This window comes from Pirellulales bacterium (assembly GCA_019636335.1).
Taxonomy (GTDB): Bacteria; Planctomycetota; Planctomycetia; order Pirellulales; family JAEUIK01; genus JAHBXR01.
Map to the genome: position 1 here is coordinate 375359 of JAHBXR010000002.1, position 16196 is coordinate 391554.

At 64.0% G+C, this 16196-nt stretch carries 15 protein-coding genes; 14 read left to right on the forward strand and 1 reads right to left on the reverse strand.

Annotated features, from left to right (window positions below; all coding sequences use genetic code 11):
* Positions 1 to 68: 68 nt before the first annotated feature.
* From secY to KF708_03780, 14 genes are all read left to right on the forward strand, one after another.
* A complete protein-coding gene (gene secY, locus KF708_03715; protein MBX3411800.1) occupies positions 69 to 1430 on the forward strand; it encodes a preprotein translocase subunit SecY in 1362 nt (453 codons plus the stop codon).
* A gap of 68 nt (positions 1431 to 1498) precedes the next feature.
* On the forward strand, positions 1499 to 2074 hold the full coding sequence (locus tag KF708_03720; protein ID MBX3411801.1) for an adenylate kinase: 576 nt from the start codon (positions 1499 to 1501) through the stop codon (positions 2072 to 2074).
* 32 nt (positions 2075 to 2106) lie between these two features.
* A complete protein-coding gene (map, locus tag KF708_03725; GenBank protein ID MBX3411802.1) occupies positions 2107 to 2859 on the forward strand; it encodes a type I methionyl aminopeptidase in 753 nt (250 codons plus the stop codon).
* Positions 2860 to 2993: 134 nt separating this feature from the next.
* Positions 2994 to 3107: a 50S ribosomal protein L36 gene (rpmJ, locus tag KF708_03730; GenBank protein MBX3411803.1), complete on the forward strand. Its 114-nt coding sequence runs from the start codon at positions 2994 to 2996 to the stop codon at positions 3105 to 3107.
* A gap of 137 nt (positions 3108 to 3244) precedes the next feature.
* Positions 3245 to 3628: a 30S ribosomal protein S13 gene (gene rpsM, locus KF708_03735; protein MBX3411804.1), complete on the forward strand. Its 384-nt coding sequence runs from the start codon at positions 3245 to 3247 to the stop codon at positions 3626 to 3628.
* 57 nt (positions 3629 to 3685) lie between these two features.
* The gene (gene rpsK, locus KF708_03740) at positions 3686 to 4066 is read left to right on the forward strand and encodes a 30S ribosomal protein S11 (GenBank protein MBX3411805.1); all 381 of its coding nucleotides are present in this window, start codon (positions 3686 to 3688) and stop codon (positions 4064 to 4066) included.
* Between the two features lie 91 nt (positions 4067 to 4157).
* Complete coding sequence (rpsD, locus tag KF708_03745; protein ID MBX3411806.1) at positions 4158 to 4784, forward strand: 30S ribosomal protein S4; 627 nt, start codon at positions 4158 to 4160, stop codon at positions 4782 to 4784.
* 135 nt (positions 4785 to 4919) lie between these two features.
* Positions 4920 to 5912 carry a DNA-directed RNA polymerase subunit alpha gene (locus KF708_03750; protein MBX3411807.1) on the forward strand — a complete coding sequence of 331 codons (993 nt, stop codon included), beginning with the start codon at positions 4920 to 4922 and terminating at the stop codon, positions 5910 to 5912.
* Positions 5913 to 5968: 56 nt separating this feature from the next.
* Positions 5969 to 6550, forward strand: a complete 582-nt coding sequence (locus tag KF708_03755; GenBank protein ID MBX3411808.1) for a 50S ribosomal protein L17 — start codon at positions 5969 to 5971, stop codon at positions 6548 to 6550.
* Between the two features lie 49 nt (positions 6551 to 6599).
* Complete coding sequence (locus KF708_03760) at positions 6600 to 7211, forward strand: hypothetical protein (GenBank protein ID MBX3411809.1); 612 nt, start codon at positions 6600 to 6602, stop codon at positions 7209 to 7211.
* 105 nt (positions 7212 to 7316) lie between these two features.
* A complete protein-coding gene (locus KF708_03765; protein MBX3411810.1) occupies positions 7317 to 8711 on the forward strand; it encodes a DUF1501 domain-containing protein in 1395 nt (464 codons plus the stop codon).
* Positions 8712 to 8816: 105 nt separating this feature from the next.
* Entirely contained in the window at positions 8817 to 11003 is a 2187-nt protein-coding gene (locus KF708_03770) for a penicillin acylase family protein (GenBank protein ID MBX3411811.1), read from the forward strand.
* 225 nt (positions 11004 to 11228) lie between these two features.
* Positions 11229 to 12905: an HDOD domain-containing protein gene (locus KF708_03775; GenBank protein MBX3411812.1), complete on the forward strand. Its 1677-nt coding sequence runs from the start codon at positions 11229 to 11231 to the stop codon at positions 12903 to 12905.
* Between the two features lie 180 nt (positions 12906 to 13085).
* Entirely contained in the window at positions 13086 to 14072 is a 987-nt protein-coding gene (locus KF708_03780) for a site-2 protease family protein (protein MBX3411813.1), read from the forward strand.
* A gap of 236 nt (positions 14073 to 14308) precedes the next feature.
* On the opposite strand, the gene KF708_03785 is transcribed toward KF708_03780, so the two are convergent.
* Positions 14309 to 15862, reverse strand: coding sequence for a sigma-70 family RNA polymerase sigma factor (locus KF708_03785; GenBank protein ID MBX3411814.1), 1554 nt, complete (start codon positions 15860 to 15862; stop codon positions 14309 to 14311).
* Positions 15863 to 16196: the final 334 nt, after the last annotated feature.

Consider the following 16196-nt stretch of genomic DNA (forward strand, 5'->3'; position numbering starts at 1 on the left):
CCGGATTTCGCCACGGCACGGATGGCGTTTTGCGGTTTCGGCCAGAGGGCCCCAGGACGGATCGACTCATGCTCGAGAAACTTCGCGTCGTCTTTACCATTCCCGAGTTGCGGCAGAAGATCCTGCTGACGCTCATGCTGCTGGCCATCTATCGGGTCGGCTGGTGGATACCGCTGCCGGTCGCCGATCCGGCGGCCATGAAGGCCCTCTTCTCGTCGCAGGCCAACCAGGGTCTCGGCGCGATGATGCAACAGGTGGCGGTCTTTAGCGCCACGCAGTTGAATCAGGCCACCATCTTCGGCCTGGGCATCATGCCCTACATCTCGGCCTCGATTATCTTCCAGTTGCTGGGCAGCGTCTGGACGCCGCTCGAGCAGTTGCAGAAAGAAGGCGAGACGGGGCGCAAGAAGATCAATGAATATACCCGCTATGCCACGGTGGTGATCTGCCTGGGGCAAAGCTGGTTCTACGTGAAGTGGCTGCAGGACTATCAGCTCATCCGCCAGGATGACATGTTCCTCAACGCCAGTGGCGGCCTCTGGTTCCCCTGGTGGATCGTCGCCATTCTGACGATGACCGCCGGCACCGTCTTCTTGATGTGGCTGGGCGAGCAGATCGACGAGTATGGCATCGGCAACGGCATCAGCTTGTTGATCATGGCGGGCATTCTGGCTCAGATGCCGGCCGCCGGTTGGCGCTTGATCGGCCCGCTGGTGAAGGAAGGCTTCGAGTTGGGGGGCACGGGGGTTGGCCCCGAGACCTTGCTCGTCCTGGCCGCGTTGTTCGTGGCGGTGGTCGTGGGGGTGGTGTTCATCACCCAGGGCCAGCGTCGCATTCCGATGCAGAGCGCCAAGCACGTGCGTGGACGCCGGGTGTTCGGTTCGGGCGGACGCCAGTATCTGCCGTTGCGGGTGAATCAGGCCGGCGTGATGCCGATCATCTTCGCCAGCAGTCTGCTCATGTTCCCCCAGATGCTCTTCACGCTGTTGGCCAACTACACGGCTTCGCCGATCTGGCGGACGCTGTCCGATTCCTTCTCGCGTGGCACGTCGTTCATGTACAACCTGTTGTACGTGTTGCTGATCTACTTCTTCTGTTACTTCTGGACCGCGATTACCTTCAATCCGAAGGATATGGCGAACAATCTGAAGGACTTCGGCAACTTCATTCCCGGTTATCGGCCCGGCAAGCGGACGGCGGATTACCTGGAAAAAGTCACCGTGCGCATTACTTACGTGGGGGCGGGCTTCCTGGCGCTCGTGGCCATCACGCCGACGATCGTTTCGGCGGCGATGGGCATCGATCCGTTGGTGGCCAGCTTCTACGGTGGAACGGGCTTGCTGATCGCGGTGAGTGTTGCCTTCGACCTCGTGCAGAAGATCGACAGCCACCTTGTCATGCGAAACTATCGTGGCCTCTTGGAAAAGTGACGCCCAGACAAGCTGGGAGCCGGGGGGCGCGGGAGTTCCCCGGCCGCGCTGCGGCGGAGACTCGGACGATGCGTATCGTGCTTATTGGTCCCCCGGGCGCTGGCAAGGGGACGCAGTCCGAGCGGATCGTCCGCCATCTTCGCATTCCGCACATTTCGACCGGCGACATGTTGCGGGCGGCGATTCAACAGAAGACACGCATCGGTTCGTTGGCGACCGAGTACCTGTCGAGCGGTCGACTCGTGCCCGATCCGTTGATCCTGCAGTTGGTGGGCGAGCGTCTGTCGAAGCCCGACTGCGAAACGGGTTATTTGTTCGACGGTTTTCCCCGCACGCAGGGGCAGGCTGTTTCGCTTGACAAGTTTTTGTCCGATTTGAAAACACCGCTCGACCTGGTGCTTGAGTTGCAAGTCTCCGAGGAAACATTGCTCGAACGTCTCGCGCAGCGCGGCCGCGCCGACGATCACCCGCAGGTGATCCGCGAGCGCTTCCGCGCCTATCGCGATCAGACCAAGCCCTTGTCCGACTACTATCGCGACCGCGGTTTGCTGGTGGCGGTGAACGGGGGCGGCACGCCGGACGAAGTCTTTCAACGCATTATCGAAGCGGTGCAGAGCCACGAGCGAGGAGAGGGCGCCAAGTGACGAATCTGCGTTCTCCTCGTGAAATCGGCCTGATGCGCAGGGCGGGCCTCGTCGTGTGGGGCGCCCACCAGATCGCCGCGCAGATGGTGCGTCCGGGGGTCACGACGGGCGAGATCGACGCCGCCATCGAGAAGTTCTTTGCCGAGAAGCATGCGGTGCCCCTGTTCAAGGGGGTGCCGGGCAAGGTGCCCTTCCCGGCGGTGAGCTGCATCTCGGTCAACGAAGAAGTGGTACACGGCATTCCCGGCCCGCGCGTGCTGCGCGAGGGGGATGTGATCAGCATCGACACGGGCTGCCGTCTCGACGGCTGGTGTGGCGACTCGGCTTATACGCACCCGGTGGGCCAGGTCGAGCCGAAGGTAGCCAACCTGCTGACGATCACCGAAGGAGTGTTGAAGCTGGCGATCGATCTGATGGGCAAGAAGAGCCGTTGGAGCGAGGTCGCCGCGCAGATGGAATCGTACGTCAAAGGGGCGGGGTTCAGCGTGGTCGAGAGTTTCGTCGGCCACGGCATCGGACGCGAGATGCACGAGGATCCGCAGGTACCGAATTTCGCCAGCAGTTCGCTGCGGCATTCGAGCGACTTCCGGATCGAGCCGGGGCTGGTCATCGCGGTCGAGCCGATGGTGAACATGGGCACGAAGCGGGTGCGGGAGCTGTCCGACCATTGGACGCAAGCCACGCAGGATGGGCTCCCCAGTGCTCATTTCGAGCATACGATCGCCATGACCGAGGATGGGCCGTTCGTGCTGACCGGCCCTCCGCGCGAGGGCGAAGAGGTGTAACGACGAGGACGGGCCGTCCGCGGTCCAAAATCGGGGCAAATTCCGTGCCGGGGGTGGCTTGCACACCGGCCTCAAAGACGCTTATACTTAGGCGCTTTCGACCAAACTCGGAAGCGATAGTCAGAAGAGCCGCCATGAAAGTCCGCGCCAGTGTCAAGCGGGTCTGCGAGCACTGCAAGATTGTGCGCCGTCGGGGCGTCGTCTACGTGATCTGCTCAAACCCCCGCCATAAGCAGCGCCAAGGATGATCTGCCACGCGTGTGCTTCCCGCCCCTGGGTTCGGTCGGGCTCGCCGAAGGGCTGATTTTCCGCCGTTCGCGCTACCGCGCACGCCGGCGCCACTCGTCGCTACCTCGACGAGAGATTACGTACAGGATTTCTAAACATGCCGCGTTTGTTGGGTGTTGATATTCCGAACGATCGTCCGACGATCGTTTCGCTGACGTACCTCTATGGCGTCGGCCCGAAGGTCGCGCGCGAGTTGTGCCACAAGGCCGGGGTCAACCCCCAGGCCAAGGCACGCGAGCTGCACGAGGACGAGCTCGGCCGTCTGGCCGCCTTGCTCGACAAGGACTACGTCGTCGAGGGGCAGCTTCGTCGTCAGACCGCGCAGAACATCGCCCGCCTGCGCGACATCAATTGCTATCGGGGTGTCCGTCATCGCCGCGGCCTGCCGGTTCGCGGTCAGCGCACCCGCACCAACGCCCGCACCCGCAAGGGTCCAAAGAAGACGGTCGCCGGAAAGAAGGGTGTGAAGGACCTGCGTTAGTCCGCCGGCCCGCCCCCTGACCCCCCCGCCAATTCATTTACGAGGAGCACGCCCAACGTGGGTAAAGCCAAACGCCGCAAAGTACGCCGCAACGTGACCGCGGGCATCGCCTACATCAAGGCGACGTTCAACAACACGACGGTCACCATCACCGATACCAAGGGTGACACCCTCTGCTGGGCCAGCGCCGGCACCAGTGGCTTCAAGGGGAGCCGCAAGAGCACCCCCTTCGCCGGACAGAGCGCCGCGCAACAGGCTGCCGAGAAGGCGCAGAAGTTTGGCGTCAAAGAGGTCGAGGTCAGGGTGAAGGGGCCGGGCAGCGGCCGCGAGAGCGCCATTACCGCCCTGCAAAGCGCCGGGCTGACAATCAAATCGATCGAAGACATCACGCCGTTGCCCCACAATGGTTGCCGTCCCCCCAAGAAGCGGCGCGTGTAGGGTCGTGCGGTCTCGCCGCGACCGCACACTGGCTGTAGCACATTGACGGAATCGCACTAGAAACGATCACTGAGACGAACCGGAATTACGCATGGCTCGACAAACTGGAGCAGTCTGCCGCCTCTGCCGCCGCGAGGGCATCAAGCTGTTTCTCAAGGGAACGCGTTGCGATACGCCGAAGTGTGCGGTTGAACGCCGCGACTCCCCCCCCGGACAGCAGCAATCGCGCCGCGGCAAGCAGACCGATTACGGCACCCACCTGCGCGAGAAGCAGAAGGTCAAGCACTATTACGGCGTGCTCGAGCGGCAGTTCCGCCTCTACTTCGCGGAAGCCAGCCGCTCGAAGGGCAACACCGGCGAATCGCTGATGAGCCTGCTCGAGCGCCGCTTGGATAACGTGGTGCATCGCTTGGGTTTCGGCCAGAGCCGCGCCCAGGCGCGCCAATTGGTGTCGCACGGCCACATCACGGTGAACGGCCGCCGCGTCGATATTCCCAGCTACCTGGTGCGACCGGGCGACGTCGTCCGCGTCAAGAATCGCACGAAGAGTTTGAATCTGGTTCACGCGAATCTGGCAGAGAGTCAACGTCAGGTGCCCGACTTCCTCAGCCGGGTCGACGGAGACTTGCCCGAAGGTCGCGTGAACCGCCTGCCGGAGAACGACGACGTATCGATCGCCGTGCAGACGCAGTTGATCATCGAGCTTTGCTCGCAGTAGCGCCGCCCTGGCGCAACGGGAACGTGGCGCGAGCGCCGCGACCCGCCCACAAACAGGAACGAATCGCCACCGGCCCCCCGCCCGACTTTACCGGTGGATTTTACTTGAGCCGCTGTTTGCTCACGGAGGCTTTCCATGCGTATTCGATGGCGCGGTCTGGAACTTCCCAGTATCGTGACGTGCGACCGTTCGACCCTCACTTCCACTTATGGAAAGTTTGTTGCCGAGCCTTTCGAGCGCGGCTTTGGGGCGACGATCGGCAATAGTCTGCGGCGGATTCTGCTCTCGAGCCTCGAGGGCAGCTCCATCACGCAGATCAAGATCCACGGCGCGCAGCACGAGTTCACCACGCTGCCCGGCGTCGTCGAGGACATGACCGACGTGGTCCTCAATATCAAGTCGCTGATCGTGAAGAACTACAGCGAGCAGACCAAGGTCATCCAGATCGACCGCAAGACCAAGGGCGTGGTGACGGGCGCCGACGTGATCGAGGACGAATCGGTCAAGGTGTTCAACAAGGATCACGTGATCGCCACGCTGACGGCCGACGTGCCATTGCAGATCGACATGGTGATCGAGAACGGCCGCGGCTACATTCCCGCCACCGAGCACAGCGCGAACGTGCAGGAGATCGGCATCATTCCGATCGACGCCGTGTACAGCCCCGTGACCCGCGTGCGCTACGAGATCGAGGAGACGCGCGTCGGCCAGAAGACGAATTACGACAAGCTCACGCTCGAGATCTGGACCAACGGCACGGTCCATCCCGAGATGGCGCTGGTCGAGGCGGCCAAGATTCTCCGCAAGCACCTGAATCCGTTCGTGCAGTATCACGAGCTCGGCTCGTCGATCCACACGCAGGCCCGCGGCCTGTCGGGCACGGGGGACGCGGCGCTCGAGGCCAAGCTCAACATGAGCATTGCCGAGTTGAGTCTCTCCGTGCGTGCCACGAACTGCCTCGAGTCGGAAAATATCAACTCCGTGCGCGATCTTGTCTCCCGGTCCGAAGATCAATTGCTCGAAGTGCGCAACTTCGGCGAGACGACGCTCAACGAAGTACGCGAGAAGCTCTCCGAGCTCGGCTTGCGTCTCGGCATGCGATTGCCGTCCATGTCGTCGTCGGCCTGAGAAAAGTGCCTGACTGTCCACAGACTACCGACCACTAGCCACTGACAAGAACTGCCATGCGACATCGCAGACGAGGCCGCATTCTCGGCCGCACTCCCACTCACATGCGGGCCATGATCAAGAATCTGGCCAGCAGCCTGTTCCTGACCGAACTCGAGGACGAGGACCAGGTCGGCGCGCCGAAGGTCCGTGGCCGCGTCATCACGACGCTCGAAAAGGCCAAGGAAGTCCGTCCGCGCGTGGAAAAGTGCATCACGATCGCCCGCAAGGCGCTGCCGCAGATGGAGGCCGCCGCCCAGTTCGGCACCACGGCCGAGCGCGGTAGCAGCCAGTGGCGCGAATGGCGCAAGAGCCCGCAGTGGCGCCAGTGGGCACAGGCCATGGCGCCGGTGGTGGCCGCTCGTCGCCGGGCCCTGGTCTTGCTCGGCAACAAGCAGGCCGTCCGCGTGTTGTTCTCGACCGTGGCGCCCCGATTCGCCGATCGACCGGGGGGCTACACCCGCATCCTGCGTCTGGCCAAGCCCCGCCTGGGCGATGCCGGCACGCGTGCGATCATCGAGTTCGTGGGCGTTCGCGATCGCACGGCTCAGAAGTCGCAGGCTCCCAGCTTCAGCGAAGAACCGGCCGGCAAGAACTAGTTCTGCCCGCTCGTTCGTAACGAGGTGTCGGCCTGGTCAGGAGGACCTCGTGGCGCGCACCAGTTCGACGAATGCACGCGCAACGCTCGGGCTCGACTTTACGGCCGAGGTGCGCCGTCTTTGTAGCGAGCTCGCCCGCCAGGTGGACGAGCTTGCGCATATCGATATGCGGCGCGTGGGGGTCAGTCTTTGCCGTAGCCGCGCCGAAGGGCGTTTCGGTTTGCAGGCCACGCTCACGCCGCTACGCTTCGAAGGTGGCGCACGCATCGGCCGGCGTCGCGGGCGGCACTATCGCGTCGAGCGCTGTCTCGACGAGTCGGGCCAAGAGCTGCTCTACGTGTTGAGTCTCTACCTGCCACGCTTCTGCGAGAACCCCTGGCGGGAAAAGCTCCTGACGATCGTCCACGAAATGTGGCACATCGGCCCGGAGTTCAACGGCGATCTGCGCCGTTTTTCCGGGCGTTGTTTCGCCCACGGGCGTTCGCAGCGTTCGTTCGATGCCCAGGTCGCGCGGCTGGTCGATCGCTGGCTGGCGAGGAAGCCCGACCTCGCGCCGTTCGACTTCTTGCGGCACGACTTCGACGAGTTGTGCCGGCGCCATACCACGGTCCACGGCACGCACTATCGCCTGCCGAAGCTGATTCCGGTCGACGCCGCCTAGTCTTTTCGCGCGTGGCCACACGGTGAAAACTGCTTGGTAGCCTGGGGGGCACCCCCGTACAATGCGGCCACGGTTTCACGCGGCCTCTTTCCGTGGTGGGGTGCCATGTTGCGGCTCGAGCACACGGGCGTGCGGCTTTGCGACGGGCTGACGCGCCGCCGCTGGCTCGAGGTCGGCGCGCTGGGCACGCTGGGCGCCGCGTGGCCCCAACTGCTGCAGGCCGCCGAGCGTGGGAACGTTTCGGCTCGGAGCAAACGTTCTCCTACCGCCAAGGCCTGCATTCAGTGCTTTTTGTGGGGTGGCCCCAGTGGGCAAGAAACGTGGGATCTCAAGCCCGCCGCGCCCGACGGCGTCCGCGGCGACTTTCGACCGATCTCCACGGCGCTTCCCAGCGTGTTCTATTGCGAGCACCTGCCGCAGATGGCGGCGCGGGCCGACCGCTATACGATCGTCCGCAGCTTCACGCACGAAGGCGTCAATCACGGGACAAGCGCCTACCACGCGCTCACCGGGCACGTGCATCGCAGTCCCGGCACGCTCCGGCATCCCGAGCCGGACGATGTGCCGAATCTCGGCGCGAGCGCCTCGCGGTACCTGGCGCATCCGGCACACTTGCCGGGGTACGTCCATCTGCCGTCGATCGTCAACGATGGCGATGGGTTGCCCGTGCCAGGGCAGGGGGCCGGTTTCCTGGGCGAGGCACACGAGCCCTTCACCGTGCTGGGAGACCTGACCGAGCCGGGCTTTCGCGTGCCGGCGCTGGCGCTCGCCAACGGAGTCTCGCGAGGTCGGCTCTCTGCCCGCGTGGGATTGCGCGACGTAATCGACGCGCAGGCCGCCTATCTCGACCGGGCTCAAGAACCTCGCACGGTGAATGCCTACTATCGCCGTGCGCTCGACCTGCTCCAGTCGCGCGACACGGAAGCCGCCTTCGATCTTGCGCGCGAACCCGCGAAGCTGCGCGAGCGCTACGGCCAGCACCATTTTGCGCAGGCACTGCTGCTGGCGCGGCGGCTTGTCGAGTCGGGCGTGCCGCTGGTGACGGTCTACTGGAACTCGCCGCGCAATACCGACGACCAGAGTTGGGACACGCACCAGGACCAACATCGCCGCTTGAGCAAGCATCTGCTGCCGGCATTCGATCGCGCGATGTCCACGCTGCTCGATGATCTCGCCGAGCGCGGCCTGCTCGACGAAACGCTCGTCACCTGGTTTGGCGAGTTTGGCCGCACGCCCAAGATCAATCGCCTGGCGGGACGCGATCATTGGGGCTTCTGCCAGTCGATCGGGCTGGCGGGGGGCGGCATCCGTGCCGGCTACGTGCATGGCGCCAGCAATCGCGATGGTGGTCTGCCGGCGTCCGATCCCGTGCGTCCCGACGATCTTTCGGCCACCGTGCTGCACGCCCTGGGGATCGACCCCCAGCAAACCATGCACGATTTACAGGGCCGGCCGCTCCCCCTCAGCTACGGCCGCGTGGTGGACGAGCTCCTGACCTGAACCGCCCGACCTCCTCTTTCCAGCCGCAAGTGCTAGCGGGAATTGGCTCTGGCGCAGCTTGAGCTTCGCGCCGCGGGGCCCCCACGATAATCTATCCTTTCTTCTATGAAGCCCCTGCAGATCAAGCATGCGAGGCGGCATTTTACCGCTGCCCGCGACGATAACGGCGTCCCCCACATCTCGGCGCAGACGTGGCGCGATGCCCTCTATGGGTTGGGGTTTCTGCATGCGCTCGATCGCCCCACGCAGATGTTGTTTGCGCGGGCGCTGGCATATGGCCGTTCGGCCGAGCGCATTGCCGACAAGCCCGAACTGCTCGAAACCGATCGATTCTTCCGCAAGGTTGGCCTCTACCTGCCCCTCGACCGCGAGGTGAACGCGCTCGATGACGTCACGTTCGGCCACCTCACCGCCTACTGCGAGGGGGTGAACGACTCGTTGCGCCACTACGGTCGTTCGCTGCCGATGTGGGCCACGGGCTTTCAGCCCCAGCCGTGGACCCAGACGTCGGTCATGTTGATCGGCAACCTGCTCAATTTTGGTGGGCTCGCCGTCGGACAGCAGCAGAACGAACGGCTGTTGCTCGAGTTGATTCAAGCCGGGATCGACGACGATAAGCTCCGCGAGCTCTTTGCCCCCTCGCTCGACAACGCCGATTTCGATCTGCTACGGCAGGTGAAGATCGCCAGCCAGCTCTCGGACGAGGCACTCGAGCTGATTACCGATCTGCCGCGCCTGGCAGGCAGCAACGCCTGGGCCGTGCGGCCCGAACGCAGCGCCACGGGGCACGCCCTGTTGGCGAGCGATCCGCACTTGGAGGTGAACCGCTTGCCCGCCATCTGGTACGAGGCGGTCCTGCAGTGGGACGGTCACTACGTGATGGGGGCCACGCTCCCCGGTTGTCCCCTGTTCGGCGTGGCACGCACCGAGAACGTCGCCTGGGGCGTGACCTATCTCAAGGGCGATACCAGCGATTACTTCATCGAAGACTGTCGCCAGGGCCCGAATGGCTGGCAGTATCGCCGCAGCGAGCAGTGGTACGATTTCCAACTGCGCGAAGAGCGAATCATTCGCAAAGGGGGCCCGACCGAAGTCATGCAAGTGCTCTCGAACGAGCAGGGCACCCTCAGTGGCGATCCCGACCAGGACGGACCGGGCTATCACCTGCTCGTCTCCTGGACCGGTGACCACGAAGGGGTCGGCCGTTCGATACACACCTGGTTGGGGCTGATCGAATGCCGCACGACGCTCGAGGCGATGGATCTCGTCCGCGAATGCCCGCAGCCGACCTTGAACTGGATCTTTGCCGACCGCGAGGGACACGTCGGCCAGCAGGCCAGCGGCTGGTTTCCCGAGCGGCGGAGCGGCAATTCGGGTCTGTTGCCGGTGCCGGCCTGGGATCCGGCCAACCACTGGAAAGGTTGGATTCCCAGTCGCCACTTGCCACGCCTTTACGATCCCCCCGAGGGCTTCGTCGCGACTGCCAACGAAGACATCAGCCCTGGCTCGGGGCTGCAACTGGTGACGTTGCCGGTTCCCAATTATCGCAAACGCCGCATCGACGAGCGGCTGCACGAACTGCCGCATGCGACCGTCGTCGATATGCAGCAACTGCAGTACGACGTCGTCAGCCTGCAGGCCCGCGATCTGTTGGCGATCTTCCTGCCCCATCTGCCCGAGGGGGACGTGCGCAAGCGACTGGCGGCCTGGGATTGCAGCTATACGCCCGAGAGTCTCGAGGCGACGCTCTTCTCGCGGCTGTATCGCAACGTGCTGCTCGAGATTTTTGGCCACGACAGCGGCATCGGCTGGCGACGCATGCTGTATCTCAGCTCGCGCGTCGGCTATTCGTCGATGGTCATTACCTGCCTCGATCGGCTGTTGGCCCAGGAAGAATCGCTCTGGTGGCAGGGGCGCGACAAGGCGGAATTGATCCGTCTCGCCGCGCTCAAGCTGCAGGGCGAGAAAGACCAACCCTGGTCGGTGACGAATGCCTTCCGCTTTTCGAATCGCTTCTTCGGCGGCCAGTTCGTCGGTTGGGCGCTGGGGTTCAGCACGGGCGATCTCCCCATGCCCGGCTGTCACGCCACGCCCTTTCAGGGGCACTTGTTGCGGGTGGCTAAACGCGAGACGACCTTCGCACCGTCGTACCATTTCGTGACCGACTTCGGCACCGATCGCATCGAGACGAATCTGCCGGGCGGCCCCAGCGAAAGCCGCTTCTCGGGCTGGTACACGAGCGATATTCCCCGCTGGTGCCGCGGCGAGTACAAAACCGTCGCGCTCGACTAGCCGGTCGACGATACTTCCCACCTCTGGTGCGTCAGATTGCGCCGGCCGTAGCGGCCTTGCCGTCTCCGTGCCACGAGCGCGGGGTGCAGGAATCTTGCCGCAGTTCCTGCCGCGCACCACCGGAACTCCCTGCGCGAGCTAGGCTTGAGATATCGTGCGGGGCGAGCTTCGACGCCGATTGGGCGCGACGCCGCGCACGATGGCGTTCCCCCTGCGCGCACTTCCATGAGTTACGATCCCGCCCGGGCGATCGACCGCCTCGTCGACGAGATGGTCTCGCTCTACTCCCTGCCGTCCGTGGTGGTCGAAGTGCTCGACCTCACGAACAATCCGCGCATCGACATCCCGGCCCTCAAGAACTGCATCGAGACCGATCCGGCACTCACGAGCAAGATTCTGCGAGTCGTGAACAGCTCGCTGTTCGGGCTGTCGAAGGAAGTCTCCGATCTGAACCAGGCGCTGGCGCTGCTGGGGGTCAAACCGCTCAAGCTGCTCGTACTGGGCTTCAGTCTGCCCGACGGGCTCTTTGCCGAGCTTGCCGGCGAGGTCTTGCACGCCTACTGGGAGCACACGCTCACCAAGGCCGTCGCCGCGCGCGAGATTGCCGAGACCTTCATCCACGCTCCCCCCGACGAGGCGTTCATTGCCGGGCTGCTGCAGGATCTGGGCTCGCTCGTGCTGATGCAAAGCGTGGGCGACCCGTACATTCGCTTTGCCCGCGTGGCCGCCGGCGAGCGGCACAGCCTGCTCGATCTCGAGCAGCAGACGATGGGCTTCAACCACACCGAGCTGACGGCGCGGCTGCTCGATCGTTGGGGGCTCCCCGCGCAGTTCTCCGAGGCGGTCGCCGTGTGCGCGCATGCCGACGACGCGCTCGAAGATCAACTCCGCACGGGCAAGCTCGCGCAGGTGCTGCACTTGGCCGAGTTGTTGGCCGAGCTGCTGGCCGGTCATCAGGAGTTTGCCTGGCCGGCGCTGCTCTACTTCGGCCAGCAGTATCGCGGCATCACCGAGGCTCAATGGGACCAGTTGATCGGCGCCTTGCGTCCGAAAGTCGAGCAACTGGCCGAGGTGCTATCGCTCGAGTTGCCGATCGGTCTGAGCTACGACGACATCTTGCGCTCGGCGCACACGCGTTTGATCGACGCCGCGACCGACGCCGCCGGCGAGTTGATGAAGCTTGCCGCGCGCGGTCCTGGCGTGGCCGATCCGGCCACGGTCGAGCAGATGCGCGTCGTCTCGGCCGCCGTGGCGGCGATCGCCCGGCGCGCCAGTGAAGTCGAGGTAGCTCCCCCCGTGCGAGCCGCGATGCCGGTCGCCTCTTATGCCGCGGTGACCAGCCACGTCGGTGGGGGGGGACAATACTCGGGCAGCAGCCAGTCTGCGGGCAGTGTGGGGCTGTCCGATCCGCCGACGCTAGCCACGAACGACGATCCGGCCTTGTGGGGCTGGTTGCGGGCGGGCGTCACCGCGGCACGTCAGGCACGCCAACCCCTCAGTCTGCTCCTGGTCGAGATCGACCAGTACAGCGAGCTCGTGTTTCAGCACGGATTGACCGGTGCGAAACAGCTCGTCGATCGCGTCCACAAGGTGTGCGCGCGGATCGACCATCCGCTCGCCAACTCGCTGCAGATTCGCGAAGCGCGGTTCGCCATCGTGCTCCTCGATTGCGATCGGCGCGAGGCGGCTCGGCTGGGGCGCGAGGTGGCGCGTACCGTGCAGAGCCTGGCGCCGGCAGGAGTCGGCGAGGACTCGCCCGACGTCACCGTCAGCGTGGGCGCGGCGACGGTTTCGCTACCACCCAGGAACTTTCAACCGCAGTCGCTGGTCGACGCCGCCGACCGTTGTCTCTACGGGGCCCGCACTTCCGGGGGAGACAGCGTCAAGAGCATCGAGATCTAGCCGGTCGAAGCGCAAGCTCCCAGCAGAATTCGTCTACGGCCGAGCGGCCATTAGGCGTGGTCGAGCCGTAGAACGATTTGGTATCCTGGCAGGTGAAGAATCTGTCCTGCCAACTCCGGAACGGTTCCGCACGCTGCCCCTTGGTTTGTCCTGCCGTCGCATAGGTCCCCTCGGTCGTTGATGTCGCACGAACCTGTTCCAGCACCGCACGGCGACGACCCTTATGCGACCGGTCTGCCGGTATTGGCTGAAATCCCGGGGGTCGAATCGGCCCCCAGTGCCGTGGTCGAGCCCACCGGCTTTCGACTAGACCGCGTGCTGCTGCCCCTGGCCCTGTTCCTGGCTACCTGCTATTCGACCTATATCGCCGGCGCCAGTGGAAGCTTGTCGTTTGCCGGCCGCGCCTTTGGGCTGGGAACGCAAGTCGGGCGGGTGATCGACGGCCTGATCTACATGGCGGCCGTGATGGGCATCTTGTTCGCCCACGAGATGGGGCATTTCCTACAGGCACTGCGGTACCGCGTGCCGGCCAGCCTCCCCTTCTTTATCCCCATGCCCTTTTCGCCCATTGGGACGATGGGGGCCGTCATTAGCATGCACGGCTCGCGCGCCGATCGGAAGCAGCTCTTCGACATTGGACTCTCGGGGCCACTGGCCGGACTCCTGGTGGCGATTCCCATCACGATGGTGGGTGTCTGGATCGCGGCCCACACGATCATCCATCCCAATCGACCGTCTGATTTCGCCGATCCCTTGATCTTTCAAGCGCTCATCAAACTCTTGCGCCCGGAACTGCCCGCGAACAGTGAATTGTACATGAACCCGCTCTTGATGGCGGGCTGGGTCGGCATGCTGATTACCGGGCTGAATATGCTACCGGTCAGTCAGCTCGACGGCGGGCACGTGATCTATGCGTTGTTCGGCCCGGCGAGCCGCTGGATTGCCCGTGGGTTCCTCTTGTTCTCGGGCGCGTACATCGTCATCAGCGGCAACTTCACCTGGACGCTGATGTTCGTCCTGGTGACGCTGATCGGCTGCGATCACCCGCCGACGGCGAACGATCGCGTAAAGCTCGGTCCGCTGCGCTGGTCGATCGGACTGTTGTCGAGCATCTCGATTCCCATTCTGTGCTTCATGCCGAATCCCTTCCCGGCGCTGATGCCGTAGAGCGCCCCGATGGTGTCGTTCTCGCCCACCCATCCCGTGGCACCGGCTGCCAGCCGGTGAGGTGGGGAATTGAACACAGAATGCAATTGAACACAGAATGCACAGGCCGGCGACCTGTGCCACTTTGTTTACTGGTATCGCGCGAGAAGCTTGTCTGGCGCAAAAACACAGCGAGCCGGCTTCCTGGTTGGGATCGCCGGCTCGCTGCGTCAAACTTCGAGCTTCATCGGGTTCGCTTAGTCGAGGAAGCCTGCCAATTCCTGGCTGCGGCTGGGTTGCTGCAGCTTGCGGACGGCCTTGGCCTCGATCTGGCGAATACGCTCGCGGGTCACCTTGAAGATGTGTCCCACTTCTTCGAGCGTATAGCTGTAACCATCCCCCAGGCCATAGCGGAGCTTGATGATCTCGCGCTCGCGGTAGCTGAGGGTCTTGAGCACCTTGTTGATCCGGCCACGCAACATCTCTTGCGCGGCGCCGGTGGCGGGGCTTTCGGCCGCACCGTCCGGCAACAGATCGCCGAAGTGGCTGTCTTCGCTATTGCCGACCGGCCGGTCGAGGCTGATCGGGTAGCGGCTCATGGCCAGCACCCGGCGCGTCTCGTCGATGGCCGTGCCCGCGGCGCGAGCGGTCTCTTCGATCGTCGGCTCGCGGCCGAGCTCTTGCAGCAGCTTGCGCGAAACGTTCCGCACCTTCGACATGGTCTCGACCATGTGGACCGGGATACGGATCGTGCGGCTCTGATCGGCCACGGCACGGGTGATCGCCTGGCGAATCCACCACGTGGCATAGGTACAGAACTTGAAGCCGCGGCGATACTCGAACTTGTCGACGGCACGCATCAGGCCGGCGTTCCCTTCCTGAATCAGATCGAGGAAGCTGAGGCCGCGATTGCGATACTTCTTGGCGATCGACACGACCAGGCGGAGGTTGCCTTCGGACAGGCCCCGCTTCGCCTTCTGATACTTGCAGTAGATCTCCTTCAGCTTGCGCACGCGATTTCGCAGGCTGGTGGGGGTCTCTTGCGTGACGCGGAGCAGGTTGCGGAACTCGGCCACCAGCGGTTCGCGCTCGGCGGCGGGGCCACGCAGCTTGCGGTGATCGTCGATCCGGGCCTTGAGGTGGTCGATGCGGCGGCTGAAGTCATCGAGCGTCTTGATCATCGGCTCGATGCGCTGGGTGCGCAGACCGAGCTCTTCGACCAGGCGCACCGCGCGGCTGCGGCGACGCCCCAGGCGACGCCAGGCGGCGCGACGCTCGGCCATGCGATACGACTTGCTCGTGGCGATGCGGTAGTCGCGGCGATTCCGCTTGAGCAACGTCTCGAGCGTCTTCAAGTTGTGGGGAAAGCGACCCAGAATCTGGTCCTTCTCCAACCGATCGGTCACCGAGACCTGCACCGTGCGATCGAAGGGCAGGTCGCCACTGAACACGCGGCGCAGCACCTTCACGGCGGCCTGGATCACGTAGTCGCACTCGAGCAGCATACGGCGAAAACGACGCCGCGTGATCTCGATCTCTTTGGCCAGCGAAATCTCTTCCTGACGCGTGAGGAGCGGAATCTCGCCCATCTGGGTCAGGTACATGCGCACCGGGTCATCGGACCACGATTCACTGTCTTCGAACTCGGCCGCCAACGGGCCTTCTTCGCCATTGCGGTCCGAGTCGCCATCGAGGTCAACACGTACCGCAAGGTCGAGGTCATCCGCATCCTCGTCGGCTTCGGTCAGGTCATCGCTCTTGGCAACAACATCTTCCGAATCGTCGGCGTGGGGCGTGCGTTCGTCTTCCAGGTCGTCCAACAGGGCGTCGTACAAGTTTGCACTCCTCAGGTGAACCGGGGGGAGATTACCTGTTCAGGGGGGTGGGCTTCGCCACGGAGACGAGGCTACGAGAGTGCGCGCGGCAGGAACTGCTCCGTGCCCCGATGGCAGTGGGTGGGACGTCGGCCATCCGGATGGCAAGCACGGCTTCGTTACGCAACACAGTCTGGGCTCTCAATTATCTCCACTCACCGCAGCAAAGGCCAACAAATTCTAACACCAATTTCATTTCACTCTCACGCAACCGACACGCAGCCGCGCGAATGACCAACTCCGAAGGACTCAGAATGGCCTGTGTTTTATC